The organism is Streptomyces sp. SAI-127, assembly GCF_029894425.1.
Taxonomy (GTDB): Bacteria; Actinomycetota; Actinomycetes; order Streptomycetales; family Streptomycetaceae; genus Streptomyces.
Genome location: NZ_JARXYJ010000001.1, coordinates 6,959,027 through 6,985,463 on the forward strand (window position 1 = coordinate 6,959,027; position 26,437 = coordinate 6,985,463).

Below are 26,437 nucleotides of genomic sequence, written 5' to 3' on the forward strand. Positions count from 1 at the left end.
TCGGGATCGGCCGTCCACTGATCCTCCCGCAAAGGGCGAGGGGGCGCCGACCCCTGTACGGCGCCCCCTGTCCCGAGCTGCCTCGCTACTGCACCTGCTGGTAGCTCTTGTCCTCGTCGGAGTCGTAGATCAGCTTGCCGCCCTTGTCGTAGCCCTTGATGTGCGGGTTCTTGGTGACCTGCTGGGTCAGGGTGCCGGAGGCGACGAACCAGCCGTGGTCGAGGACCGCCTCGCTGTCGGCGCCGCCGTAGGAGACGGTCACCTTGGCCACCGTCGGTTCGACCGTGCCGATGAAGCCCCAGCCGAACGGCAGTTTCCAGTGGCCCTTGTCCAGGAAGGACTGCTGGTAGAGCTTGTTGGCGTTGATGTCGGCCAGTACGGGCGGGGAGTCCGGCTGCCGGTCGCTGCCGACACTGGTGTTGAGCCCGGAGGCCTCGCCGTCCTTGATGTTGCAGATCAGCCGGGTCTCCTTCGGCTTCTCCTTCACGGCGACCACGAAGACGCCGTCACCGGGCGCGTTGGAGTCACCGGTGCTGTTGAGCGCCAGGATGATCCGGTACTCGTCGGCCTTGCCCAGATCCGGGGAGTCGATGCCGCCGCCGTGGGCCACGCGGTCCCGGTCGTACGCGAGGCACTTGTCCAGCCCCTCCACGGCCTGCTCCAGCGTGATCCCGTCCCGGAGCTGCCCCGCGGTGGCCGGTCCCGCCGGTCCACTGGGCGTGGGGGAGGGGGTGGGGGTAGGAGTGGCTGTCGGTGTGGCGCTCGCGGACGCCGTGGGTGTCGTCGCCGTGTCGGCCGTCCCCGTGCCCCCGCCGCCCGCCGCGAACGCCCCCACCGGCACCGCGGCCAGGGTCGCCAGGACCGCCCCGGCCACCGCCACCCGCCGGCGCCGCTCGACCACGCCCTGGCGGCGGATCTGCGGATACGGCACCGGCGACGGCCGGATCGTGTACGCGTCCTCGGCGAGCAGCTCCCGCAGTTGCTCCTCGAAGTCCCGCTCCTCTTCGCTCACTTCGTCCCTCCCTGCGGGGCGCGGTCCATGACCTGCGCGAGCCCCGGATACGTACGCAACTTCGCCAGCCCCTTGGACGCCTGGCTCTTGACCGTGCCCGGGGAGCAGCCGAGCACCTCGGCGACCTCCGCCTCCGACAGGTCCTCCCAGTACCGCATCACGACCACCGCCCGTTGCCTGGGCGGCAGTTGGGCCAACGCGCCCAGCAGCACCCCGCGCTCCTCGACCCGCGCCACGGCCTCGTCCCGCCCCGCCCGCTCCGGCGGCGCGTCGGTCAGCGACTCCTTCACGCGCCGCTTGCGGAAGCGGTCACTGTTGCAGGTGACGAGCATCCGCCGGACGTACGCCTCCGGGTTGTCGCTGCCCGACACGCGCCGCCAGGAGCGGTACGCCTTCGCCAGCGCCGTCTGCGTCAGGTCCTCGGCGTGATGGGCGTCGCCGGTGAGCAGATAGGCGGTCCGCACGAGGTGCGACCATCTGGCTCTGACGAATTCCTGGAACCGGTCCTCTTGTTCGGCCTGCATCAAGCACCCTCCCTCGCCCACCAGACCACGCTCGGGGCGGATTCGGTTGCCCGGGCGTCGATGACGGGTTCGAATGAGGTCATGAACGGGTGGGACGAACAGGATCCCGGTGTCCTCCGGCTGCCGTCCGGACGCCTGGTACGGGGCCGGGGCCTGCGGCACACACTGGACCCGGACGCGCCGCGACCGTCGTACGGAATCTATCTGCTCGGCGACAGCCCGCCGGCGGTCCCCTGGGCCTCCCACTGGCTCCGCTGGCCGGACTTCCGCCTGCCTGCGGACCATGGGGAGGCCCGCGGCGTCCTGATCGACGCCTGGGAACGGTCGGCCGCCGAACGGGTCGAGATCGCCTGCGGGGGCGGCCGGGGCCGCACCGGAACGGCCCTGGCCTGCCTGGCGGTTCTGGACGGCGTGCCCCCGGAGAGGGCGGTGGCCTACGTCCGGGAGCACTACGACCGACGGGCGGTGGAGACGCCGTGGCAGCGCCGGTACGTCAGGCGGTTCCGGCCGGTCGGGTGAGGGTGGCGGCGACCGCCCGCGCCGCGTCGGCGACCAGCGCGTCGTCCCGTACGGCGTCCTGCGCGGGCATCGTGGACAGCACGGCCAGGACGATCGGGTCGCCGTCGTCGGTCCAGGCGACGCCCACGTCGTTGGCGGTGCCGTAGGAGCCGCTGCCCGTCTTGTCGGCGATCGTCCACGTCTTCGGCAGTCCCGCGTGGAAGCGGTTCACGCTGGTCGTGTTGTTCAGCAGCCAGTGTGTGAGCAGCTCACGGTCCCGATGGTTCAGCGCGTCGCCGAGGACCAGTCGGCCGTAGGTGCGACCGATGGCGTACGGGCTCGTCGTGTCCGTGCGCCGCCACGGCTCGGCGGTGTTGAGCTCGGGCTCCCAGCGGTCGAGCCGGGTCACTCCGTCGCCGAGGGAGCGGGCGAAGCGGGTGATCGCGGTGGGGCCGCCGAGTTCGCGCAGGAGGAGGTTGCCGGCCGCGTTGTCGCTGAAGGTGATGGCCACCTCGGCGAGCTCGGCGATCGTCATGCCCTCCGCGAGATGCGCGGCCGTCTGGTCCGAGCCCGGCATCACCAGGTCGTCCTCGGTGTAGTGGATCCGGCGGGCGAGGACCTCGCCGTCGCGGTCCAGGTCGCGCAGGACGGCGGCGGCCGCGAGGGTCTTGAACAGGGAGCACATCGGGAAGCGCTCGCCGGCGCGGAAGCGCACCGACCGCTTGGTGGCGAGGTGGTGGGCGAAGACGCCGAGCCGGGCGTCGTACCGCTCTTCCAGCGCGCGCAGACGGGCGGTGACGTCGTCGGCGGCGTACGCGGTCGTGCCGGTCAGGACGGTGGCTGTGCCGGCGGCCAGGAGGGCGCGGCGGGACAGTTTTCCGGAGCCTAAGATCTTTCTCTCCTTCGCTCGGGTACAGAGGCCGATCTCTTCGGTTCTCTTCAGTGATCGACGTCGGCGGTCATCCCTTGGTTGCACCTTCGAGGGGAACCGAAGGAGGCGTTCCACGCGCCGGCCCGCCGGTACGGAAAGTGCGCTCACTCGCAGGAGAGGTCCGCGGCCGGCCGCTTGCCCGTGGCCAGGAAGCGGGACACGGTCGCGTCCCCGCACGCGGTGCCGTTGTCGAGGTAGGCGTCGTGGCCGGTGGAGTCGTTGGTGACCATGACGGCACGCCGGCCGAGCGCCTCGCGGAGCTTGAGGGCACCGCTGAGCGGGGTGGCCACGTCCCGTTCGTTCTGCACCATCAGGACGTTGGCGGGACCGCGGTCGGTGACGTGCACCGGCGCCTCCCTCGGCTCCCACGGCCAGGCGGCGCACGGCATCGCGTTCCTCGGCATGCCCCCGGTCAGCGGGTACTTCGCGCGGCTCTCGGCCACGCCCTCGCGGTAGACCGCCGGGTCGCTCGGCCAGTCGGCGTCGTTGCAGATGGTGGCGGCGGGCGACCGCGGTGACGTTCTGCAGGACGGCCTCGGGCGGTCCCGCCGGCGCGGGCGGCACGGTGCCCTGCTGCGCGGCGAGGATCAGCCGGGCCAGGGCCGGGTAGTCGTCGGGGTCGTAGAAGGAGTCGAGCATCGACTGGCGCAGGACATTGCCGTTGAGCTCCGCCGGGTTGGCGCCCGGCCAGGGGATCGGCTCGCGGTCGAGGCGGGCGGCGAGCCGCAGGAAGAGCGGGCGCACCCCGGCGGCCGTGTCGGCGAGGCGGTCCGGGTTGCCGGGCGTGGAGGCCCACGTGGCGAACTCCGGGAAGTTGTCCTCGGCGCCCCGCTCGAACGCGGCGAGCCAGGCGCGTTCCGCGTGGACGGGGTCCGGGTGGTCGTTGCTGTCCAGGACGACGCGGTCGGTGCGCTGCGGGAACAACTGGAGGTAGGCGGCGCCGACATAGGTGCCGTAGGACACGCCCCACGCGGACACCTTGCGTTCGCCGAGCGCGGCGCGCACGCGGTCGAGGTCGCGGGCCTCGTTGAGGGTGCTGATGTGCCGGATGAGCTCGCCGCCGTTGCGCGCGCAGGCATCGGCGATGCGTTTCCCCGCGGCCATGGTCGCGTCGACGGAGCCGTCCGGGGCGGGCCAGGGCAGCAGGGTCGTCCGGGCCAGGTCCCGCTGTTCGAGCCCGCAGTCGACGGCCGTCGAGGGCTCCATCCCGCGCGGCGCGAACCCGATCAGGTCATAGGCGTCCCGCACGGACTGCGGCAGCTTCTGCCCCTTCTTCGACGGGTCGTTCATGCTGTCACCGCCGGGTCCGCCGGGGATCAGCAGCAGCGCACCGCGCCGGGCGTCCGGGTTCTCGCTGCGGATACGGGAGACGGCGATCTCGATCTGCGGGCCGTCCGGGTCGGCGTAGTCCATGGGCACGGAGACGGTCGCGCACCGCTGGCGCGGATCGAGACCGCTGCCCTCGCACTTGGTCCACTTCAGCGCCTGGGTGCCGGAGGAGGCGGAGGCGGACAGCGGGGTCAGGACACCGAAGACGACGCCCGAGGCGGCGGCGATCAGGGCGAGGCTTTTCGTCATCTGCTTCATGGCAGGAGCCTCGCGGATCGAGCGCCACGACCCCATCCGGTCAACGGCCGGATTCCCAGGGGGGTTTACCCCCGGAAGGCCCTCGGGTCCACACGCCCTTGGGGTGTTCGGCGAATGGCCGAAGTGGTGGTGGGTGTGTTTGTGCCGGTTCGGTTAGTGTCGAAGCCCCCGACGACGGAGGCGAGGCAGTGGTGGCGGCCAGTGTGTGGTGATCGGCGCCGGGGTCTCGGGGCTCACCACGGCGGTGTGTCTGGCGGAGGCCGGCCTGGACGTCCGGGTGGACACCGAGCGGCTCCCCGGCGCGACGACCTCGGCGGCCGCGGGCGCGATGTGGGACCCGTATCTGGTCGAGCCGCGCGACCGGGTCGACGTCTGGAGCCGGCGGACTCTGGCGGAGCTGACCGCGCTGAGCACGGACCCGGACACCGGAATCCGCCTCATGGAGGGCACGCACGAGTCCCGGATCCCCTGCGAGATGCCGTCCTGGGGCAGCGTGGTCGGCGCGCTCCCGTGCCTGCCGGAGGACCTCCGGGACGGCTATGTCACCGGCTGGCGCCACCGGGCGCCGCTCGTCGACATGCCCCGCTATCTGGACCATCTCGTACGACGGCTGGAACGAGCCGGCGGATCCTTGCGCCGTCGCCGCTACGACACCCTCGGCGAGGCGCTCAGGGAGGCGCCGGTGGTCGTCAACTGCGCGGGCGCGGAAGCCCGGTTCCTCGCGGACGACCCCGCGGTGGACGCGGTGCGGGGGCAGCTCGTCGTGGTCGAGAACCCCGGGATCGGGGCCTTCTTCTGCGACGACACCCCCGGCGCGGACGACCTCACCTACATCTACCCGCACGCCGACGCGGTGGTCCTGGGCGGCACGGCCGAGCGGGGGCGCTGGGAGCTGCGGCCCGACGAGGCGGCGACCCGGGAGATCGTACGGCGCTGTACCGCCGTGGAGCCGTCGCTCGCCGATGCCCGGGTGATCGGGCAGCGGGTGGGCCTGCGACCGGTCCGCACCGGCGTCCGGCTCGCGGAGGAGTGGCGGGGCGACCGGCTGCTGGTGCACAACTACGGCCACGGCGGAGCCGGGCTGACCCTGTCCTGGGGCTGCGCCCGCGAGGTCGTGGACCGCGTCCGGGCCACGCCTACGCCCTGACTCTGATCCGCCCACTGCCGCCGCTCCGCGATGTCCGCCTCCGGTGAGGGGATGTCCTGCGGTTCACAGGTATCGGTCAGCAGGGAGCGCAGACAGGCCAGATCGGCCGGGCGGGCCGCACGGACGGTCCACTCGCGCATCGTCTGAAGTCCGCCGCCGCCGATCGGCTCAGGGCGAGGGACGCCTCCGGCGACAGCGCGGCACCCCGGAGCAGAAATCACGGACACCGACAACCAGGTTCTCGCGTAGGCGAGAATGGGCTCATGAGTCTGTTCCGCCACGACGGCATCGCGCCGCGCACCCAGTGTGGAGGCGCGCGATGAGTCTCTTCCGGGACGACGGGGTCGTGTTGCGGACGCAGAAGCTGGGTGAGGCGGACCGGATCATCACGCTGCTCACGCGTGGGCACGGGCGGGTACGGGCCGTGGCCAGGGGGGTGCGGCGGACCAAGTCGAAGTTCGGGGCGCGGCTGGAGCCGTTCTCGCATGTCGACGTGCAGTTCTTCTCGCGGGGGAGCGAGCTGGTGGGGCGCGGGCTGCCGCTGTGCACGCAGAGCGAGACGATCGCTCCCTACGGTGGCGGGATCGTCTCCGACTACGCCCGGTACACCGCCGGGACGGCCATGCTGGAGACCGCCGAGCGGTTCACCGACCACGAGGGCGAGCCCGCGGTGCAGCAGTACCTGCTGCTGGTCGGGGCCCTGCGCACCCTAGCGCGGGGCGAGCACGCGCCCCACCTCGTCCTCGACGCCTTCCTCCTCCGCTCCCTCGCCGTCAACGGCTACGCGCCCAGCTTCAGCGACTGTGCGAAGTGCGGAATGGCCGGGCCGAACCGGTTCTTCTCCGTGGCCGCCGGAGGCTCGGTCTGCGTGGACTGCCGGGTGCCCGGCAGCGTCGTACCGTCGCCGCAGACCCTGGAACTCCTGGCCGCGCTGCTTACGGGAGACTGGGAGACCGCGGACGCGAGTGAGCCGCGGTACGTCCGGGAGGGCAGCGGGCTGGTGTCCGCCTACCTGCACTGGCATCTGGAACGCGGGCTCAGATCCCTGCGTTACGTAGAGAAGCAACCCTGAGAGGGAGACGAGAACCACCATGGTCGTACGCGGGATCCTCGGTCGTCAGCGCCGTGAGTACAAGGCGCCCGAGCCGCACCCGTCCGGCGCCCGTGCGCCGAAGCTCCCCGGTGAGCTGATCCCCGAGCATGTGGCGATCGTCATGGACGGGAACGGCCGGTGGGCCAAGGAGCGCGGGCTGCCCAGGACGGAAGGGCACAAGGTCGGCGCCGAGCGGGTGCTGGACGTGCTCCAGGGCTCGATCGAGATGGGTGTGCGCAACATCTCCCTCTACGCCTTCTCCACCGAGAACTGGAAGCGCTCGCCCGACGAGGTCCGCTTCCTCATGAACTTCAACCGCGACTTCATCCGCAAGACGCGTGATCAGCTCGACGAGCTCGGCGTCCGGGTGCGCTGGGTGGGGCGGATGCCCAGGCTGTGGAAGTCCGTCGCCAAGGAGCTCCAGGTCGCCCAGGAGCAGACCGAGGGCAACGACAAACTGACCTTGTACTTCTGCATGAACTACGGCGGCCGGGCCGAGATCGCCGATGCCGCGCAGGCCCTCGCCGAGGACGTGAAGGCGGGCCGCCTCGACCCGTCCAAGGTCAACGAGAAGACCCTCGCGAAGTACCTCTACTACCCCGACATGCCCGACGTGGACCTCTTCCTGCGGCCCAGCGGGGAACAGCGCACCTCCAACTACCTCCTCTGGCAGAGCGCCTACGCCGAGATGGTCTTCCAGGACGTCCTGTGGCCCGACTTCGACCGCCGTGACCTCTGGCGGGCCTGCATCGAGTTCGCCTCCCGGGACCGGCGCTTCGGCGGAGCCGTCCCGAACGAGGAGCTGCTCGCCATGGAGGAAGCGATGAAGGGCGAGCCGGAGGACTGACCTCCGACCCGCCCCGTCGTCGTTCAGGGGATCAGCTCGTCGTCACCGCCGTGTCGTCGATCACGAAGCTGGTCTGGAGCGAGGAGTCCTCGGCACCGGTGAACTTCAGGGCGACCGTCTGACCGGCGAAGGCCGACAGGCTGAAGGACTTCTGGACGTACCCGGAGGCCGCGTTCAGGTTCGAGTACGTGGCCAGGGTCGTCGACCCGGCGGTCACCGTCAGCTTGTCGTACTGCGTGCTGGTGGTGGTCTCCGCGGTGTCGACGTGCAGGTAGAAGGTGAACGTCGTTCCCGTGCACCCGCTCGGGATCGTCACCGACTGGGAGAGCGTGTCGGTGTGGGTGGAGCCGTAGCCGTCCAGCCAGGCCTTGTACGAGCCGGTGCGGGCGGCCTGGCTGCTGGAGTTGGTGATCACTCCGCTGCTCGCGGTCCAGGTGGTGCTGCCCGACTCGAAGCCCTGGTTGCCCAGCAGCTGGGAGGAGGTGCAGCTGCCGCCGCCCGACGAGCTCACCGTCCAGGTGAAGGACGCCGTACCGGTGGCTCCGGTGCTGTCGGTCACCGTGACCGTGGTGCTGTAGCTGCCGGCCGTGGTCGGGGTCCCGGAGATCAGCCCCGTGGAGCTGCTGATCGACAGACCGGTCGGAAGTCCGGTCGCGGCGTAGGTCAGTGAGCCGCTGTTGGTGGAGCCGGCCGAGACCTGCAGGCTCACGGCCGTCCCGACCGTGGTGGACTGGCTGCCCGGGTTGGTCACCGTCACGCCGGTCGACGGCACGGTGATGTGGCTGCCGACGTTGATGCCCGCGAAGGCGTTGCCGACCCCGGCGTACTGCGCGGAGGTCGAGCCGTAGAGGGCGGCGGCAGCGTTCAGGGCGGCAGTGCGGGCCCCCGCGTAGGTGGTGCTCGACGTCATGTACGTCGTCAGCGCCTTGTACCAGATCTGCAGGGCGGCGGCCCGGCCGATCCCGGCGACGGCGACACCGTCGGAGGTCGTGCTGTTGTACGTGACCCCGTTGATGGTCTTGCTGCCGCTGCCCTCGGAGAGCAGGTAGAACATGTGGTTCGCGGGCCCGGACGAGTAGTGCACGTCGAGGTTGCCGACGCCCGAGTACCAGCTGTCGGCCGAGCCGCCGTCCTTGCTGGGCTTGTCCATGTAACGCAGCGGCGTGCCGTCGCCGTTGATGTCGATCTTCTCGCCGATGAGGTAGTCGCCGACGTCGGAGGAGTTCGCCGCGTAGAACTCCACACCGGTGCCGAAGATGTCGGAGGTCGCCTCGTTCAACCCCCCTGACTCACCGGTGTAGTTGAGTCCTGCGGTGTTCGAGGTGACGCCGTGGGTCATCTCGTGACCGGCCACGTCCAGCGAGGTCAGCGCGTGGGTGCCGCCGGAGCCGTCGCCGTAGGTCATGCAGAAGCAGTCGTCGTCCCAGAAGGCGTTGACGTACGACGAGCTGTAGTGGACGCGGCTGTAGGCGGCGACACCGTCGTTCTTGATGCCGCTGCGGCCGAAGGTGTTCTTGTAGAAGTCCCAGGTGGTCTGGGCCCCGTAGTGGGCGTCGACCCCGGCGGTCTGGGTGTTGGAGCCCGAGCCCGTGCCCCAGACGTCGTCGGTGTCGGTCATCAGGGTGCCGGTGCCCGACGTGCCGTTGTTGAGGCTGTACGTCTTGTGGCCGCCGCGAGAGGTGTCGTACAGCTGGTACGTCGAACCGGACAGCGCGGTGCCCATGGTGACCGTGCCGCTGTACTGGCTGTTGCCGGTGCCGGTCTCGACGCCCTCGAAGCGGGAGAGCTCGGCGCCGGTCGTGGCGTCGGTGACGACGTGCAGCTTGCTGGGCGTGCCGTCGTCCTGGAAGCCGGAGACCACCGTCTCCCACGCGAGCTTCGGCGTGCCCGAGCCCGCCCAGATCACCTTGCGGGCGCTCTGCGCGGCGGGGTTCTCGGCGTCGAGCGCCTTGGCGGTCCTCAGCGCCTTGGTCTCGGCGGAGGCCTTGCTGTACGCGGCGGTCGTGGACCTGACCGAGACGGTACGGCGGTTGTTGTTGAAGGTGGTGCTGAGCGTGCCCGTCGCCTGTGCGGCCGGGGGTGTGTGCACGACCAGGTCGCCGCCGAGGACGGGGAGGCCGTCGTAGGTGCGTTCGTAGCGGGTGTGGAGGGTGCCGTCGTTGTCCTTGACGACGTCCTTGACGACCAGCTTCTCCTTGGCGCCGAGGCCGAGGGAGTCGGCGGTCGCTCCGGCCTTGCCCGACGCGCTCCTGATCAGCGCTGTGCGCTGGGCCGGGGAGAGTTTCGCCTCCAGGCCTCCGGCGCGCAGGGGGCTGGGGTGGGGGGCTGCGGGCTTCGCGGTCGCGGGGACCGTCTGGACACCTACGGCGAGCAGTGATGCGGCGGCGACCAGGGACGCGGCGGCGGCCGATCTTCGGGGGGAGGGTCTCACTCGTACTCCTACTGCGACAGGGGTGGAGGTGCCGTGCGGGAACTGCGTGAGAGCTGGGGGGAGCGTGGCACTGTTGACCGGTCCATGTCATGCAAAGGAGGCCGAGTCAAGGGTTAACCCTCGGCTCGGCTGTGAGGTCCTTGTGTGTCAGCCCTGGGCGGCCGCGCAGTCCGCGCAGGTGCCGAAGATCTCCACGGTGTGCGCCACGTTGACGTATCCGTGCTCGGCGGCGATCGCGTCGGCCCACTTCTCGACGGCCGGTCCCTCGACCTCCACCGCCTTGCCGCAGACCCGGCAGACCAGATGGTGGTGGTGCTCGCCGGTGGAACAGCGGCGGTAGACGGACTCGCCGTCGGAGGTGCGCAGGACGTCGACCTCGCCGGCGTCGGCGAGGTTCTGGAGCGTGCGGTAGACCGTGGTCAGACCGACGGCGTCGCCCTTGTGCTTGAGCATGTCGTGCAGTTCCTGCGCGCTGCGGAACTCGTCGACCTCGTCGAGGGCCGCCGCCACGGCGGCCCGCTGCCGGGTCGCGCGGCCCTTCACTGGCGGTCCTGCGGTCGTCACGGGTTCCTCCTTCGATCGGCCTGCCGGGCCATTGTGCCAGCCCGGCCTGTGCCGGGTCAGACGCCGACCGGGCCGTCCGCCTCCCGGCTGGCCGGAATCGCACACTCCGCGGGGTCCGGGGCGGGCCGCGCGGCGGCGGCCGCCCGGGCCCGTCGTCTGGCCAGCGGGGTGGCCAGACCCGTCAGCAGGACGAAGGCCGCGATGGTCAGCAGCACGATCGTCGCGCCGGGCGGCACGTCCTGGTAGTACGACGTCACGGTGCCGCCGATCGTCACCGTCACACCGATGGCCACCGCGATCGCGAAGGTCGCCGCGAAACTCCGGCTGAGCTGCTGCGCCGCCGCCACCGGCACCACCATCAGCGCGCTCACCAGCAGCAGCCCGACCACGCGCATCGCGACGGTCACCGTCACCGCCGCCGTGACCGCCGTCAGCAGGTTGAGCGCCCGCACGGGCAGACCGGTGACCCGCGCGAACTCCTCGTCCTGGCTGACCGCGAAGAGCTGCCGGCGCAGACCGAGGGTGACGAGCACCACGAACGCGGCCAGCACGCAGATCGCCGTCACGTCGGACTCGGAGACCGTGGAGAGCGAACCGAACAGGTACGACGTCAGGTTGGCGTTCGAGCCACCGGGCGCGAGGTTGATGAACATCACGCCGCCGGCCATACCGCCGTAGAAGAGCATCGCGAGGGCGATGTCACCCCGCGTCCTGCCGTACCAGCGGATCAGCTCCATGAGGACCGCGCCCAGGACCGAGACCAGGGTCGCCATCCACACCGGCGACCAGGAGAGCAGGAAGCCGAGGCCGACGCCGGTCATCGCGACATGGCCGATGCCGTCGCCCATGAGGGCCTGGCGGCGCTGGACGAGGTAGATGCCGACGGCGGGGGCGGTGATGCCGACCAGGACGGCGGCGAGCAGAGCCCGCTGCATGAAGGCGTAGTCGAGGAAGTCCATCAGCTCAGCAGTCCCGTGCGGATCGGCTCGTGGTCGTGGGGGTGGACGTGGTCATGGCCGGGCAGGGCGTGCTGGCCGACGGCTCGCGGGGGTGGGCCGTCGTGCTGGACACAGCCGTCGCGCAGGACGACCGCCCGGTCGATCAGGGGCTCCAGCGGGCCGAGTTCGTGCAGCACGAGCAGGACCGTGCTGCCCTGGGCGACCTGTTCACCGAGCGTCCGCGCGAGCACCTCCTGGCTGGCCAGGTCCACGCCCGCCATCGGCTCGTCCATGATCAGCAGTTCGGGCTCGGCGGCGAGCGCGCGGGCGATCAGCACCCGCTGGTGCTGGCCCCCGGAGAGGGCGTTGACGGAGTCCTTCGCGCGGTCCGCCATGCCGACCAGCTCCAGGGCCCGGCGTACGGCTTCCTTGTCGGCCTTGCGGAGCACACCGAAGCGGGCGCGGGACAGCCGCCCGGAGGAGACGATCTCGGTGACGGTCGCGGGGACGCCGCCCGCGGCGGTGGTGCGCTGCGGGACGTACCCGACCCGCGCCCAGTTCCTGAACCGCCCGCGCGGGGTGCCGAAGAGCTCGATCTCCCCCGCGGACGGGGGCACTTGGCCGATGATCGTGCGGATCGCGGTGGACTTGCCGGAGCCGTTGGCGCCGAGCAGCGCGACGACCTCACCGCGGTGCACGGTGAGGTCGATGCCGCGCAGGACGGGCCGCGAGCCCAGGTCGGCGCGGACTCCGCGCAGCGCGATGACGGGCTCGGTCATGCCGTCCTCCGGTGTCATTTCGCTCCCAGTGCGCTCTGCAGCGCCTTGAGGTTGGCTTCCTGGACCGCGAAGTAGTCCTTGCCGCGGGACTTGGCGGTGATGCCCTCGATGGGGTCGAGGACGTCCGTCTTCAGTCCGGCGTCGGCGGCGATGGTCTTCGCGGTCTTGTCGCTGACGAGCGTCTCGTAGAACACGGTCGTGACGCCGTCGGCCTTCGCCATCTTCTCAAGGTCCTTGACGCGGTCGGCGCTGGGCTCGGACTCGGGGTCGAGGCCGCTGATGGCCTCCTCGGTGAGGCCGTAGCGCTCGGCGAGGTAGCCGAAGGCGGCGTGCGTGGTGATGAAGACCTTGGTGTCGGTGTTCTTGAGCCCGGTCTCGAACTCGGTGTTCAGGGCGTCGAGCTTCTTCACGAGAGCCGCGGTGCGCGCCTTGTAGTCGGCCGCGTGGTCCGGGTCGGCCTTCTCGAAGGCCTTGCCGACGCCCTCGGCGACCTGGGCGTAGCGCACCGGGTCGAGCCAGATGTGGGGATCGAGGCCTTCGAGGTCCTCGTTCGCGTGGTCGTCGTGTTCGGCCGCGTGGCCGCCGACCTCGTTGCCGTGCTTCTCCAGCTCGGTGAGGGAGGAGGCGTCGATCTTGGTCTTGATCTCGGACTGCTTCACCGCGTCGTCGACGGAGGGCTGGAGGTTCTTGAGGTAGAGCACCGCGTCGGACTCCTGGAGCTGCGCGGTCTGCTTGGCGCTGATCTCCAGGTCGTGCGGCTCCTGACCGGGCTCGGTCAGGCTGGTGACGCTCACATGGTCGCCGCCGATCTGCTCGGCGAGGAAGGCCATCGGGTAGAAGGACGCGACGACGTCGAACTTGCCGGTGTCGCCCGCGGCAGCGCTGTCGGAGGAGCAGGCGGAGAGGGCGGCGAGGGCAGCGGCCACGGCGACCGTGGGTATGAGGTGACGTCGTACGTTCATGACAGTCATTTTCATCAATTATGGAAACCGTTGTCAACAAACGGGCTGAGCGGCACCGATTTGATTGGGGGGCAGCCTCCGCCGGTAACCTGAAGCATTCGCTCTGAAGCACTGCTCCGTAGAGATTGCTTCGTCGCCCGTCGTCGTAATGAAGAGAGCACCGTGGCCGCCGACAAGATCGACACCATCGTCAGCCTGAGCAAGCGCCGTGGCTTCGTATTCCCCTGCAGTGAGATCTACGGCGGCCAGAAGGCCGCCTGGGACTACGGACCGCTGGGTGTCGAGCTCAAGGAGAACCTGAAGCGCCAGTGGTGGCGTTACATGGTGACGTCCCGCGAGGACGTGGTCGGTATCGACTCGTCCGTGATCCTGGCCCCCGAGGTCTGGGTCGCGTCCGGTCACGTCGCCACCTTCTCCGACCCGCTCACCGAGTGCACCTCCTGCCACAAGCGGTTCCGCGCGGACCACTTGATCGAGGCCTACGAGGCCAAGCACAAGCGCGAGCCGGAGAACGGCCTGGCGGACATCAACTGCCCCAACTGCGGCAACAAGGGCCAGTTCACCGAGCCGAAGCAGTTCTCGGGTCTGCTCTCCACGCACCTCGGCCCGACGCAGGACACCGGCTCCATCGCCTATCTGCGCCCCGAGACCGCCCAGGGCATCTTCACCAACTTCGCCCAGGTGCAGGTCGCTTCGCGCAAGAAGCCGCCGTTCGGCATCGCGCAGATGGGCAAGTCCTTCCGCAACGAGATCACGCCCGGCAACTTCATCTTCCGCACCCGCGAGTTCGAGCAGATGGAGATGGAGTTCTTCGTCAAGCCGGGCGAGGACGAGAAGTGGCAGGAGTACTGGATGGAGCAGCGCTGGAACTGGTACACGGGCCTTGGTCTCCGCGAGGAGAACATGCGCTGGTACGAGCACCCGGCCGAGAAGCTCTCGCACTACTCCAAGCGCACCGCCGACATCGAGTACCGCTTCCAGTTCGGCGGCAACGAGTGGGGTGAGCTGGAGGGCGTGGCCAACCGCACCGACTACGACCTGGGCGCCCACTCCAAGGCCTCCGGCCAGGACCTCGCCTACTACGACCAGGAGGCCGGCGAGCGCTGGACGCCGTATGTCATCGAGCCCGCGGCCGGTGTCGGCCGCGCGATGCTGGCGTTCCTGCTCGACGCGTACGTCGAGGACGAGGCGCCCAACGCCAAGGGCAAGCTGGAGAAGCGCACCGTGCTGCGCCTCGACCACCGCCTGGCCCCGGTGAAGGTCGCGGTCCTCCCGCTCTCCCGCAACGCCGAGCTGTCCCCGAAGGCCAAGGGGCTCGCACAGGCGCTGCGCCAGAACTGGAACATCGAATTCGACGACGCCGGCGCCATCGGCCGCCGTTACCGGCGCCAGGACGAGATCGGTACGCCGTACTGCGTGACGGTCGACTTCGACACGCTCGAGGACAACGCGGTGACGGTCCGCGAGCGGGACTCCATGAAGCAGGAGCGGGTGTCTCTCGACCAGATCGAGGGTTACCTGGCCGGGCGTCTCGTCGGCTGCTAGCTCCACCCGTTTGTCATTGGCCCCCGATACAGGCCTCGCTTTGGCCCTGTGTCGGGGGCCTTTCCGTGTCCAGGCTTGCCCCATGAGCCTCGCCTTTCTCCTCACCACCCTCGTCGTGGTCGCCACTCCCGGCACCGGGGTCGTCTACACGCTCGCCGCCGGGCTCTCCCGCGGTCCGCGCGCGAGCGTCGTCGCCGCGTTCGCCTGCACGCTCGGGATCGTGCCGCACGTCCTGGCCACCGTCACCGGGCTCGCCGCGCTGCTGAACGCGAGTGCGGTGGCGTTCCAGGCGGTCAAGTACGCCGGGGTCGCCTATCTCCTGTACATGGCCTGGGCGACCGTGCGGGACAAAGAGGTGATCGAAGTCGACCAGGGCGGCGCTCCCCTGTCATCGGGGCGCGTGATCGTCCGGGGTGTGCTGATCAACCTCCTCAACCCGAAGCTGACGATCTTCTTCTTCGCGTTCCTGCCCCAGTTCGTGAGTCCGGCCGAGCCGCACGCCCTGCCGCGCATGCTGGTGCTGAGCGGCGTCTTCATGCTCGCGACCTTCGTGGTCTTCGCCGCCTACGGGGTGCTCGCGGCCGCGGTCCGCAGTCATGTGATCTCCCGGCCCCCGGGTCATGGCCTGGCTGCGGCGGAGCTTCGCGGCGTCCTTCGTGCTGCTCGGAGCGAAGCTGGCCACGACCGACGCATGACCGTTGCCCGACGGACCGCCGCCTGACAGCTGACAGATATTGAAATCTGTCAGCTGTCATGGCAAGGTGGACGGCATGACGATGCGAACCCGAACCCTCGGAACCACCGGCCCCCAGGTCTCCGCCCTCGGCCTCGGCTGCATGGGCATGTCCGGCATGTACGGCGAGACGGACCGCGCGGAGTCGATCGCCACCATCCACGCCGCCCTGGAGGCCGGCGTCACCCTGCTGGACACCGGCGACTTCTACGGCATGGGCCACAACGAACTGCTGATCAGCGAGGCACTGCGCACCGCACCGGCCGCCCTGCGCGAGAACGCGCTGCTCAGCGTGAAGTTCGGCGCCCACCGCGGGCCGGACGGCGAATGGCTCGGCTACGACGCACGCCCGGCGGCCGTGAAGACCTGGGCCGCGTACTCCCTCCAGCGGCTCGGCGTCGACCACATCGACGTCTACCGCCCCGCCCGGCTCGACCCGGACGTACCGATCGAGGAGACCGTCGGCGCGATCGCCGAACTGGTCGAGAAGGGCTGGGTCCGGCACATCGGGCTCAGCGAGGTCGGCGCGGACACCATCCGCCGGGCCGCCGCCACCGCCCCGATCGCCGACCTCCAGATCGAGTACGCCCTCATATCCCGTGGCCCCGAGCGGGAGATCCTGCCCACCCTGCGTGAGCTGGGCATCGCCGTCACCGCGTACGGAGTGCTCTCACGCGGGTTGATCTCCGGCCACCTCACGGCCGACCGGCAGCTCGCCGCGAACGACTTCCGGGCCCACTCGCCCCGCTTCCAGGGCGAGAACCTTCAGCACAACCTCACGCTGGTCGAGTCCCTGCGCAAGATCGCCGAACAGAAGGGCGTCACGGTCGCGCAGATCGCCATCGCCTGGGTGCTCTCACGAGGCGACGACATCGTGCCGCTGGTCGGCGCGCGGACCCGCGAACGGCTCGGCGAGGCACTGGGCGCCATGGACGTGACCCTGGCCGCCGCCGACCTCGCCGCCATCGAGGACGCCGTACCGGCGGACGCGGCGGCCGGCCAGCGGTACGCGGCCCCGCTGATGGCCATGCTCGACAGCGAACGGTGAACACCGTGCCAGGTACGGTCTAGGCATGCCACCGAGCACCGAGACCCTGACCGCCGAGCGCATCCTCGAAGCCACCGAGGAGGTGCTGCGCCGCCACGGCCCGGCCAAGGCCACCGTGGTCGACGTGGCCCGCGCGCTCGGCGTCAGCCATGGCAGCGTCTACCGGCACTTCCGGACGAAGGCGGCGCTGCGGGAGGCGGTGACGAAGCGGTGGCTGGACCGGACGACGGGCGTGCTGGCCGGAATCGTCGAGGCGGACCGTGACCCGGAGGCCCGGCTGCGGGAGTGGCTCGCCGCGCTCTTCGAGGCCAAACGCCGCAAGGCGGGCGACGATCCGGAACTGTTCGCCACGTACACGGTCCTGACCGGTGAGAACGTCGACGCGGTCGTCGAGCACCTCACCGAGCTGACCGACCAGCTGACCCGCGTCGTCCAGGACGGCATCGACGCGGGCATCTTCACCGTCACCGCCCCCGCCACCACGGCCCTGGCCCTCTTCCAGGCCACCGGCCGATTCCACGACCCCGGCTATGCCGGTGAGTGGGAAAAGCCGGGTGCGGAAGAGGAGTTCACGGCGCTGCTGGACCTGCTGGTACGCGGCCTGAAGGCCTGACCACCGCTACGTCTGCGACCGGTCCACCGTCGCCTGGTGTTCCTCCGCCAGGTGTTCCTCCGCCTTCAGCCAGGGCAGGAACTGCGCTCCCTTGCGCCAGCCGCAGGTGTCACATCTGATCGTGCGTTGCGCGCCCTTGCGCTGCACTTGGACCACGTGTTCGCGGCCGTGCTGGTCCCAGCGGCTCACCCTGCTCGTGTTGATCTGCAACATGCGCCTCGCCTCCGGCTAGGAGTGTGCAGCAAGAACAACATCAACAGCAGTATCTTCACCGGGCGTTCGCGAGGACTTGAGCCAGGCCGGCGGCCCGGTCAGTCGATCGTGCGCGGCAGACGCAGGCTCAGTACGCCCGTCAGGGCCACCCCGGCCAGCTGGACGAGGAGCGTCGTCACCAGGGCGTCCCGCATGCCCATGCCCGGCGCCAGGGCGAGGAAGAGGGTGCCCAGCGTGGCCACGCCGAGGGCCAGGGAGACCTGCTGGGTGGTGACCATCACGCCGCTGCCGACACCGGCCCGGGCGGGCGGCACCTCGGACAGGACGATCCTGAAGACCACGGGCAGTTGGAGGGCCTGGCCGACTCCGGCGATCGCGCCGCCGGGGAGCAGGGGGAGCAGGCCGAGGTCCGGCCAGGAGGAGTGCGCGGCCAGGATCATCAGGCCCAGACCGACCCCCTGGATCAGCGCGCCCGCGGTCACCACCCGGGTGCCGTGGCGGGCGATCAGCCGCGGTCCGGCGATCGAGGTGAACAGGAACGTCACCGCCAGCGGGACCAGCGCGAGACCGGCCTGGACGGGGCTGCGGCCCGCCCCCTCCTGGAGCGCCACCGCGATCACGAACATGAAGCCCGCGAAGCCCATCGAGAAGGGCAGGATCAGCAGTAGACCGCGGCGCAGGGACACCAGCTGGAAGAGGCTCGGGGGGACCAGGGGAGTGCGGCCGTCGCGGTCCGCCCTGCGCTCCACCTCGAAGAACGCCCACGCCAGGAACGGGAACGCCGCCAGCGACAGCCACGTCCACAGCGGCCAGCCCGCCGCCCTGCCCTCGGTCAGCGGGGCCAGCAGCGCGAGCAGGGTCGCCGCCAGCAGGACCGTGCCGGGGCCGTCCACCGGCTCCGGGCGGGGGGACCGGGTCTCGGGAACCGTACGGGCCGCGAGGAACAGGCCGAGCACGACGACCGGGACGTTCACCAGGAACGCCGCCCGCCAGCTCGTGCCCGCGATGTCGGCAGCCACCAGGACACCGCCGAGGATCTGGCCCGCCACCATGGCGAGGCCCGCCGTGGCGCCGTACAGGCCCATCGCCCGCGCCCGGCGGGGTCCGGCCGTCGCCGACTGGATCGTGGCGAGGACCTGCGGCAGCATCGCCGCCGACGCGGCGCCCTGGGCTACCCGCGCCGCGACCAGCGTCCACGCGGTCGGCGCGAGCCCGCACGCCAGCGAGGTCAGCCCGAAGGCCAGCATGCCGCCCAGGAACAGCCGGCGCCGCCCGAACAGGTCGCCCAGGCGGCCGCCGAGGACGAGAAGGACGGCGTACGCCAACCCGTAACCCGCCACGACGAGTTCGAGGACCGACTCGCTCGCGGACAGGTCCGCGCCGATGGTGGGCAGCGCGACGTTGACGATGAAGAAGTCGATGAGGGGGAGTGCCGCGGCGAGCAGCACCGTGAACAGCCCGAGGCCGCCCAGCTGGGGTGGCGCGGCCGGGCGGACGGAGTGTGCAGTGGTGGTTTCGGTGGTCACACCCATGAGCCTGCGCCCGCCCCCAGAGGGGTACCAGAGTCTTCTTATCCTGGTAGAAGAACCACCTGGCAACAGGGTCCCGGCGGAGGCAGGCTGGAGGCATGACGACCATGGCCCAGGAGACAGCCGTACCCGTGACGGCGACCGCGTCCGCCTCGGCGATCCGGCGCCATGAGCTCGCCGCCTTCCTGCGCCACCGCCGCGAGCACATCGCCCCCGAACAGGTCGGCCTGCCCCGCGGCCGCCGGCGCCGCACCCCGGGTCTGCGCCGGGAGGAGGTCGCCCAGCTCTCAGCGGTCGGTGTCACCTGGTACACCTGGCTGGAGCAGGCCCGTGACATCCAGGTCTCCGTGCAGGTCCTGGACGCCCTCGCCCGCGCGCTGCTGCTGGACCCGACCGAGCGCTCGCACCTCTTCCAGCTCGCCGAAGCCGTCGACCCGACGCCGGCCACCGTCTGCCCGTCGGTCACCCCGGCCATCCGGCAGGTCCTCGAGCAGCTGGAGCCGGTCCCGGCCTGTGTGCAGAACAGCCGCTACGACATCCTCGCCTACAACCGCACCTACGGCCTGCTGCTGTGCGATCTGGACGCGGTGCCGCCCGAGGACCGCAACTGCATGGTCCTCTCCTACACCCACGACGACTGGCGCTCCTCGATCGTGCATCTGCCGGAGGCGCAGCGCCTGATGGCCGCCCGCTTCCGTGCCACCATGGCCGGACACCTCGCCGAGCCCGGCTGGAAGATGCTCCTGAAGCGGCTACGCACGGAGTCCCCGGAGTTCCGCGAGGTCTGGGACCGGCACGAGGTCATCGAACACCGGGGCCGCCGCAAGGAGTTCGTGAACCGTTACGTCGGCCATGTCTCCGTCGACCACACCGACCTGTGGCTCGGCCCCGAGGCAGGCCCGCGCATGGTGACCTACGCCCCCGCGGACGAGGAGTCCCGGCTGCGGCTGGAGAAGCTGCACGCGATCGCTCTGGAACGGGCCCGACAGCAACCCTGACCGATTGTCGCCGGTGGGGATGACCGCCCGCAGTGCGGGAACTCGGTCGGTCCGAAGAGAAGACCCCCCACAGGCGAGGCGAGTCATGGCCGAGCAGAAGTCGTCGCAGCAGGTAGAAGAGTCAGAATCACCGTCAACGGCGCAGGGGCTTCCGCAGCCGCTGCGGGCGGCCGTGTCGGCACTGGGGAAGGTTCCCGGGGCCGGGACGGTGGGCCGGGTGGCCGGTGGAGCGCTGGACCGGGTCGGGGCGGTTTCCCCCCGCGGCCGGCGGCTCGCGGTGTACGCCGGGGCCGGGGTGCTCGGCGTCGCGGGCGTCGTCGAGTGGCCCGTCGCGGTCACCGGGGCGGCGGTGGCGTGGCTGACGCAGCCGAGGCCGGGAGAGCGCGGGGAACACGGGGAGTCGGGGGACGAGAGCCGTCCCACACCCCGGGTACTGGCGTCGACACACGGAACAGCGACCACGACGTCACGGGGCGGGCCGTCGGCCTCGTCATCGCCCTCCGACAAGCTCCCTCCGCACGAGACGGCGTCGCCGTCCGGCCGAGGCGGCCCCGGCGGCGCCACCACAGGCCGTACCCGATCCGGCGACTGAGGACCAGCGATGAACCGAGGACTCACGACAGCCGCCGCGGGCCTCGTCCTGGCCGGCCCACGCCTGCTGGCCAGGGGTACGCCCGCCGCGGTCGGCGCGGCCGCGGGAGCGGTGGCCGGAACGGCCCGGGCCGGCGTACGCACCGCGGACTTCGCGGCCCGCGCGACGAGGGCCGCCCGCGCGGCCCTGCCGGGCGCACCCCAGGACTGGCGGGCGGGACAGCGGGCCCATCTGGCGCTGCACGCGGAGACGGACGCGGAGGGAGAGAACAAAGAAGTCCCTCCCTCCTCTCCACCGCCCCGCTCCACCCGCACCGAACACCGCGCCCGCCGTCTCGTCACCGCCCTCGCCGAGCACCCCGACATCGCTCTCGCCTACTGGGACCAGGGGCTCGGGCGGCTCGTCGTGACCGCGGCGGAGGGCGTGGCCACCGATCGGGTCGTGGAGCGGATCTCGGTGCTTGCCGAGCGGTACGGGCTGGTGGCGGCCGGCCAGGACGTCGAGGAGCTCGCCCACCCCGGTGACCCCGGCTCCATCAGGACCGCCGCCGTGGCGCTCGCCGCCGACGCCGTCGGAGTCGCCGCCGCTTTCGCCGGGTCCGCACTGCGGCTGCCGGCCTCGCCGCGGCCGGTGACGGCGGTGGTGACGTTGCTGCGGGAGAACCCCCGTTTCAGGGGCTGGCTGGGAGGGCGGCTCGGGAGCGCGCGGATGGACGTGGCGCTGGCCGTCGTGAACGCCGCCGTGCACGGCGCCGGTCACAGCCCCACCTCCCTGCTGCTCGACGGAACGCTGCGCACCTGCCAGCTGGCGGAGGCGGTCGTACGGACGGCCACCTTCGAAGCCGTCCACGACGACCTGTGCGTCCCGGACCGGGACAGCGTGCCCGCGGACCTGACCCTGCGTCCGCTGCCGCGTCCCTCGCCCGCCCAGGAGTACGCGGGCCACGCCTCGGCCGGCAGCATCGCCGGCGCCGTCGCCGCGCTGCTCGTCAAACACGAGGTGACCGAGGCCGCGGAGGCGGTCCTCGCGGGCTCCCCGAAGGCCGCGCGTTACGGCCCCGCCGCCTTCCACGCCGTACTGAGCGCGGCCCTGTCCCGCTCCGGCGTCCTGGTGCGCGACCCGGACCGGCTGCGACAGCTGGAGACCCTCGGCACCGTCCTCCTGCACCCGAGCGCCCTGCGCACCCCGGGCGCGGGCGCGGACCCCTGGGCGGAACCCGTGCTGGACGCGGCCCGGCGCGCCGGACTCCGCGTCGTCGTCCTGGACGACCCCGCACTGGCCGACTTCACCGGCCTCGCGGACCAAGTCGTGGACGCCGAGCGCCCGTTGAAGGACATCGTCGACCAACTCCGCCACGACGACGGCGACGACGGCGACGAGGGTGGCGAGGGTGGTGGTGGCGTTCTCACCATCGCCCGCCCCCAGGACGCCGACGTGGTCGCCGGACTCCTCCGCGGTGATGTGGCCGTCTCCCTCACCGACGGCGGCTGCGCGGTCGCCTGGGGCGCCGACGTCCTCGCCCCGCACGGACTGCCCGACGTCTGGCGGCTGTTGACCGCCGTCCCGCAGGCCCGCGCGGTCGGCCGCCGTTCCCAGACCCTGGCCCGCTCGGGCGCCGCCCTGTCCGGACTCCTCGTCGCCGTCGGCGAGTCGGGCAACGGCCGACGCCGTACGGCACTGCCCGGCCTCCGGCACGCACCCGTCGACGCGGCCGCGGCCGCCGCCCTCCTCACCGGCACCCGTGCCGCCCTCCGCGTGGCCGGCGCGAGCCCCCCGCACCCGCGTCCCCGGGTGGCCTGGCACGCCCTGGATCCGGACGACGTACGCGACCGGCTGGAACAGGAGGCACCGCCGGAGCCGACGCTCGTCGAGCAGACGACCGAACGGGTCCGCACCGCCGCCGACGCCGTCGTACGACTGCCCGTGCTGGCCCCCGCCCGGTGGTCGGCGCAGCTCGCCCGGGCCGTGCGCGGGGAGCTGGACGATCCGCTCACCCCCGTCCTGGCGGTCGGCTCGGCCGCGTCCGCGATCCTCGGGTCCGCGATGGACGCCCTGCTGGTGGTCGGCGCGCTCGACCTGAACGCGCTCGTCGGCGGACTCCAGCGGCTGCGCGCCGAGCGGGCCCTGTCCGGTCTGCTCGCCCAGCAGAAGCAGAAGGCCCGGGTCACGGAGGAGGACGCGGAACCGCATGTCGTCGACGCCGCCAAGCTGAGCCCTGGGGACGTCATCGAGCTCACGCTGGACGACGTCGTGCCCGCCGACGCCCGCCTGCTGTGGGAGGACGGCCTGGAGGTCGACGAGTCCGCGCTGACCGGCGAGTCCCTCCCGGTGGACAAGTGCACCGACCCGAGCCCGCGCGCCCCCGTCGCCGAACGGCACTGCATGGTCTTCGAGGGGACGACCGTGGTGGCCGGACAGGCCCGCGCGGTCGTCGTGGACACCGGCGACCGCACCGAGGCCGCCCGCGCCGTCGCGCTCGCCGCCCGTACCCCGGCCGCCGCCGGAGTCCAGGCCCGGCTCCAGGAACTCACCCGCAAGGCACTGCCGTTGACGATGGCGGGCGGCGCCGCGGTCACCGGGCTCGCTCTAGTGCGCGGCACGCCCCTGCGGCAGGCGGTCAGCGGCGGGGTCGCGGTCGCGGTGGCCGCCGTACCGGAAGGGCTGCCGCTGGTGGCCACGGTCGCGCAGCTGGCGGCGGCCCGCCGGCTCAGCGCGCACGGCGTCCTGGTCCGCGCCCCGCGCACCCTGGAGGCCCTGGGCCGCATGGACACCATCTGCTTCGACAAGACCGGCACGCTCACCGAGAACCGGCTGCGCCTGGTCCGGGTCACCGACGCGGACGGCACGGTCCACACTCTCGACGCGCCCGACGCGGACGGTCCGCTGCGGGTCGCGGCCCGTGCCTGCCCCCAGCTCGACGGCGACTCCGACCAGCGCCCGGCCCACGCCACCGACGAGGCCGTCCTGGACGCGGCTCCCCCCGACGAGTGGACCCAGCTGGAGGGCCAGCCCTTCGAGGCCGGCCGCGGTTACGCGGCCGCCGTCGGACACCCGGCCGACGGCCCCCCGGTGCTGGTGCTCAAGGGCGCCCCGGAGACCGTCCTGCCCGCCTGCGCGGACCTCCCCGCCGAGGCCTCCGAACGGGCCCAGTCGCTGGCCCGTGACGGCCTGCGCGTCCTGGCGGTGGCCCGGCGTCCGCTCGACGGCGACGAGAAGGACGTACTCGAAGAGCCTTTGCGCGACCTGGAGTTCGTGGGCCTGCTGGCCCTCGCCGACGTCGCCCGGGAGACCTCCCCCGACCTGGTCCGCGGACTGCGTGAGGCGGGCGTACGGCCTGTCGTGCTGACCGGCGACCACCCGCAGACCGCCCGCGCCATCGCCACCGACCTCGGCTGGCCCGAGGACGCCACCGTCGTCACCGGCGACGAACTGGCCGCCGCCGACCGCTCGGCCCGCTCCCGGATGCTGCGCGACGCCGATGTCGTGGCCCGGGTCGCGCCCGAGCAGAAACTCCAGGTCGTCGAGGCCCTCAGGGACGCGGGCCGGGTCGTCGGCATGGTCGGCGACGGCGCCAACGACGCGGCCGCCATCCGCGCCGCCGACATCGGCGTCGGCATCAGCGCCCGCGGCTCGGCCGCCGCCCGCAACGCCGCCGACCTCGTCCTGACCGGCGACGACCTCACCGTCCTCATCGAGGCCGTCCGCGAGGGCCGCGCCCTGTGGCACAGCGTCGCCGACGCCATCGCCATCCTGATCGGCGGCAACGCGGGCGAGGTGGGCTTCGGCATCCTCGGCACGCTCCTGTCGGGCTCCGCGCCCCTGTCCACCCGCCAGATGCTCCTGGTGAACCTGTTCACCGACCTGTTCCCGGCGATGGCGGTGGCGGTGACGCCGACGGAGAAACCGACCGAGGACGAGCCCTCGATCGACACGGTTCTGGGCAGCGCCCTGACCCGGCAGATCCGCGACCGCGCCATCACCACCTGCCTGGGCGCCACCGTCGCCTGGCTGATCGGCCGCTTCACCCCGGGCACGGCCCGCCGCTCGACGACGATGGCACTGTGCGCGGTGGTGGGCACGCAGCTGGCCCAGACACTGGCGGACCGCCGGGAGAGCCCCTTGGTCCGCTTCACGTCCCTGGGCTCGGCGGTGGCCTTGTTCGCCTTGGTGGAGATCCCGGGCGTGAGCCAGCTGTTCGGCTGCACACCGCTGGGCCCACTGGCGTGGGCGGGGGTGGCGGCAGCGATCACGCTGGCGCTGGCGGGGCAGAGGTTTGTGCCTGCTGTGGAGCGAACAGTGCTGAAGCAACTGCGCTCGGTGGGCTGACTACGCGCTGACTCCGGCGGCCTCGCGCACCTCGACCGACTCCAGCCGCTCAGCCGTACGCTCGGCGGAACGCCGGGCCCGCGGCCCGGTGGTCACCGCGCCCAGCAGCAGCACGGCAAGCCCACAGCCGGCAAGAATCCACCACCCCGGCACAGCAGCGGACACGAAGGTCTCCTTGTACGACGAGGAGCTCACCCCGGAAGCCAGCACCGCCCCGATCACCGCGACCCCGAGCGTCTGCCCCAGCTGACGGCTCGTGGACGCGACCGCGGCGGCGACTCCCGCCTGAGCGCGCGGCATCCCCGACACCGCCGTATTCGTGATCGGCGCGTTGACCAGCCCGAAGCCGATGCCGAACAGCACGTATCCGAGGAACAGCGTCACATCGGACGTCTCCGCGTCGAACGCGGCGAACAGCACCCCGCTCGCCGTCATCATGACCCCCGCGATCACGAGCGGCAGCCGCGGCCCCCGGCTCCCCACCAGCCGTCCGGCGAGGGGCGCGCAGAGGAGGATCGGCACCGCCATCGGCAGCATCCACAGGCCGGCGTGCAGCGCGTCCAGCCCGCGGACGTTCTGGAGATACAGCGTCGACAGGAACAGGAACCCGCCCAGACCCGCGAACGCGCAGATCGCGATCACCGTGGCCCCGCTGAACGGCGCGGACCGGAAGAACCGCAGGTCGATGAGGGGCTCGTCACGCCGGGGCTCGTACCAGAGCAGTCCGGCCAGGGCGACGACGGCCACGACCGCGAAGGGCAGGACGTAGGAGAACCCCGAGGCCGGCGCCTCGATGATGGCGTACGTCAGTGAGCCGAACAGCGCGATCACCAGGACCTGTCCGACCGGGTCGGGGCGGCGGGCCTTGGGGGCCCGGGACTCGGGGACGTACCGCAGGGTGAGCAGCAGGGCCGCGAGGCCGACCGGCAGGTTGACCCAGAAGATCGAGCGCCAGCCGACCGAGTCCACGAGCACGCCGCCGAGCAGCGGTCCCGCGGCCATGGAGATGCCGACGACCGCGCCCCACACGCCGATCGCCCGGGCGCGCTCGCGCGGGTCCGTGAAGGTGTTGGTGATGATCGACATCGCGACCGGGTTGAGCATCGAACCGCCGACCGCCTGCACCATGCGGAAGGCGATCAGCGCCTCCAGGTTCGGCGCGGCGGAGCACAGCGCGGAGCCGATCGTGAAGACGACCAGGCCCGCCATGAAGACGCGCTTGCGGCCGATCCGGTCTCCCGTGGAGCCGGCCAGCATCAGCAGCGAGGCGAGGACGAGGGTGTACGCGTCGATCGTCCACTGGAGGCCCGCCGTGCTCGCGTCCAGGCCGCGCTGCATGGAGGGCAGGGCGACGTTGAGGGCGGTGGTGTCGAGACTCACGATCAGCAGGCTCATGCAGCAGATCGCGAGTACCAGCATGCGTCGGCGATGGCTGAGCTCAGGCATGCGTGCCATCGTACGCCGATTTCGATAGTGCGTCTAACTAATGGTTCATGCATGATCAATGCCGGGGCACCCCGGGCCGTG

21 protein-coding genes and 2 pseudogenes are annotated in these 26,437 nt (G+C 71.6%); 11 read left to right on the forward strand and 12 right to left on the reverse strand.

Annotated features, from left to right (window positions below; genetic code table 11):
- Window positions 1–85 precede the first annotated feature (85 nt).
- Both M2157_RS32045 and M2157_RS32050 read right to left on the reverse strand, forming a co-directional pair.
- Window positions 86–1,012, reverse strand: coding sequence for a hypothetical protein (locus M2157_RS32045; RefSeq protein WP_280866918.1), 927 nt, complete (start codon window positions 1,010–1,012; stop codon window positions 86–88).
- Window positions 1,009–1,536 (reverse strand): SigE family RNA polymerase sigma factor, encoded by a 528-nt coding sequence (locus M2157_RS32050; protein ID WP_280857518.1) that lies wholly within the window; start codon window positions 1,534–1,536, stop codon window positions 1,009–1,011. Before M2157_RS32050 ends, M2157_RS32045 begins: the two co-directional genes overlap by 4 nt.
- Before the next feature lie 81 nt (window positions 1,537–1,617).
- Between M2157_RS32050 and M2157_RS32055 the strand changes: the two genes are divergently transcribed.
- Entirely contained in the window at window positions 1,618–2,055 is a 438-nt protein-coding gene (locus M2157_RS32055) for a protein phosphatase (protein WP_280857517.1), read from the forward strand.
- Here the strand turns inward: M2157_RS32055 and bla are convergent.
- Both bla and M2157_RS32065 read right to left on the reverse strand, forming a co-directional pair.
- Window positions 2,030–2,908: a class A beta-lactamase gene (bla, locus tag M2157_RS32060; RefSeq protein WP_280868304.1), complete on the reverse strand. Its 879-nt coding sequence runs from the start codon at window positions 2,906–2,908 to the stop codon at window positions 2,030–2,032. The two genes, M2157_RS32055 and bla, sit on opposite strands and share 26 nt — an antisense overlap.
- A 161-nt stretch (window positions 2,909–3,069) precedes the next feature.
- Window positions 3,070–4,552 (reverse strand): annotated as a pseudogene (locus M2157_RS32065) (alpha/beta hydrolase).
- A 205-nt stretch (window positions 4,553–4,757) separates the two neighbouring features.
- On the opposite strand from M2157_RS32065, the gene M2157_RS32070 reads away from it, so the two are divergent.
- The 3 genes from M2157_RS32070 (at window position 4,758) to M2157_RS32080 (ending at window position 7,639) form a co-directional block, all read left to right on the forward strand.
- The gene (locus M2157_RS32070) at window positions 4,758–5,699 is read left to right on the forward strand and encodes an FAD-dependent oxidoreductase (protein WP_280866919.1); all 942 of its coding nucleotides are present in this window, start codon (window positions 4,758–4,760) and stop codon (window positions 5,697–5,699) included.
- Between the two features lie 319 nt (window positions 5,700–6,018).
- The gene (gene recO / locus M2157_RS32075; protein WP_280857513.1) at window positions 6,019–6,771 is read left to right on the forward strand and encodes a DNA repair protein RecO; all 753 of its coding nucleotides are present in this window, start codon (window positions 6,019–6,021) and stop codon (window positions 6,769–6,771) included.
- Between the two features lie 19 nt (window positions 6,772–6,790).
- Window positions 6,791–7,639: an isoprenyl transferase gene (locus tag M2157_RS32080; RefSeq protein WP_280857512.1), complete on the forward strand. Its 849-nt coding sequence runs from the start codon at window positions 6,791–6,793 to the stop codon at window positions 7,637–7,639.
- A 31-nt stretch (window positions 7,640–7,670) separates the two neighbouring features.
- On the opposite strand, the gene M2157_RS32085 is transcribed toward M2157_RS32080, so the two are convergent.
- The 5 genes from M2157_RS32085 to M2157_RS32105 form a co-directional block, all read right to left on the reverse strand.
- On the reverse strand, window positions 7,671–10,070 hold the full coding sequence (locus M2157_RS32085) for a M4 family metallopeptidase (protein WP_280857511.1): 2,400 nt from the start codon (window positions 10,068–10,070) through the stop codon (window positions 7,671–7,673).
- Between the two features lie 147 nt (window positions 10,071–10,217).
- Window positions 10,218–10,634, reverse strand: coding sequence for a transcriptional repressor (locus M2157_RS32090; RefSeq protein ID WP_266523213.1), 417 nt, complete (start codon window positions 10,632–10,634; stop codon window positions 10,218–10,220).
- A gap of 56 nt (window positions 10,635–10,690) precedes the next feature.
- Window positions 10,691–11,593 (reverse strand): metal ABC transporter permease, encoded by a 903-nt coding sequence (locus M2157_RS32095; RefSeq protein ID WP_280857510.1) that lies wholly within the window; start codon window positions 11,591–11,593, stop codon window positions 10,691–10,693.
- Window positions 11,593–12,369: a metal ABC transporter ATP-binding protein gene (locus M2157_RS32100; protein WP_280866920.1), complete on the reverse strand. Its 777-nt coding sequence runs from the start codon at window positions 12,367–12,369 to the stop codon at window positions 11,593–11,595. Before M2157_RS32100 ends, M2157_RS32095 begins: the two co-directional genes overlap by 1 nt.
- Window positions 12,366–13,313: a metal ABC transporter substrate-binding protein gene (locus M2157_RS32105; protein WP_280866921.1), complete on the reverse strand. Its 948-nt coding sequence runs from the start codon at window positions 13,311–13,313 to the stop codon at window positions 12,366–12,368. Before M2157_RS32105 ends, M2157_RS32100 begins: the two co-directional genes overlap by 4 nt.
- A 162-nt stretch (window positions 13,314–13,475) precedes the next feature.
- Between M2157_RS32105 and M2157_RS32110 the strand changes: the two genes are divergently transcribed.
- The 4 genes and pseudogenes from M2157_RS32110 to M2157_RS32125 all read left to right on the forward strand — a co-directional run bounded on the left by M2157_RS32110 (window position 13,476) and on the right by M2157_RS32125 (window position 17,252).
- Window positions 13,476–14,858, forward strand: a complete 1,383-nt coding sequence (locus M2157_RS32110) for a glycine--tRNA ligase (RefSeq protein WP_057615743.1) — start codon at window positions 13,476–13,478, stop codon at window positions 14,856–14,858.
- A gap of 82 nt (window positions 14,859–14,940) precedes the next feature.
- A pseudogene (locus M2157_RS32115) lies at window positions 14,941–15,553 on the forward strand (LysE family translocator).
- A gap of 75 nt (window positions 15,554–15,628) precedes the next feature.
- Complete coding sequence (locus M2157_RS32120; RefSeq protein WP_280866922.1) at window positions 15,629–16,639, forward strand: aldo/keto reductase; 1,011 nt, start codon at window positions 15,629–15,631, stop codon at window positions 16,637–16,639.
- A gap of 25 nt (window positions 16,640–16,664) precedes the next feature.
- Window positions 16,665–17,252: a TetR family transcriptional regulator gene (locus tag M2157_RS32125; protein WP_280857506.1), complete on the forward strand. Its 588-nt coding sequence runs from the start codon at window positions 16,665–16,667 to the stop codon at window positions 17,250–17,252.
- 6 nt (window positions 17,253–17,258) lie between these two features.
- Here the strand turns inward: M2157_RS32125 and M2157_RS32130 are convergent, their stop codons facing one another.
- Complete coding sequence (locus M2157_RS32130) at window positions 17,259–17,465, reverse strand: hypothetical protein (protein ID WP_057615735.1); 207 nt, start codon at window positions 17,463–17,465, stop codon at window positions 17,259–17,261.
- A 98-nt stretch (window positions 17,466–17,563) separates the two neighbouring features.
- Window positions 17,564–18,997: an MFS transporter gene (locus M2157_RS32135; protein WP_280866923.1), complete on the reverse strand. Its 1,434-nt coding sequence runs from the start codon at window positions 18,995–18,997 to the stop codon at window positions 17,564–17,566.
- A gap of 95 nt (window positions 18,998–19,092) precedes the next feature.
- Between M2157_RS32135 and M2157_RS32140 the strand changes: the two genes are divergently transcribed.
- The 3 genes from M2157_RS32140 (at window position 19,093) to M2157_RS32150 (ending at window position 24,910) form a co-directional block, all read left to right on the forward strand.
- Entirely contained in the window at window positions 19,093–19,992 is a 900-nt protein-coding gene (locus tag M2157_RS32140; RefSeq protein WP_280866924.1) for a helix-turn-helix domain-containing protein, read from the forward strand.
- An 85-nt stretch (window positions 19,993–20,077) separates the two neighbouring features.
- Window positions 20,078–20,584: a hypothetical protein gene (locus M2157_RS32145; RefSeq protein ID WP_280866925.1), complete on the forward strand. Its 507-nt coding sequence runs from the start codon at window positions 20,078–20,080 to the stop codon at window positions 20,582–20,584.
- 9 nt (window positions 20,585–20,593) lie between these two features.
- A complete protein-coding gene (locus tag M2157_RS32150; protein ID WP_280866926.1) occupies window positions 20,594–24,910 on the forward strand; it encodes a cation-translocating P-type ATPase in 4,317 nt (1,438 codons plus the stop codon).
- On the opposite strand, the gene M2157_RS32155 is transcribed toward M2157_RS32150, so the two are convergent.
- Window positions 24,911–26,356 (reverse strand): MFS transporter, encoded by a 1,446-nt coding sequence (locus tag M2157_RS32155; RefSeq protein WP_280866927.1) that lies wholly within the window; start codon window positions 26,354–26,356, stop codon window positions 24,911–24,913. It lies immediately after the preceding gene.
- Between the last annotated feature and the right edge of the window lie 81 nt (window positions 26,357–26,437).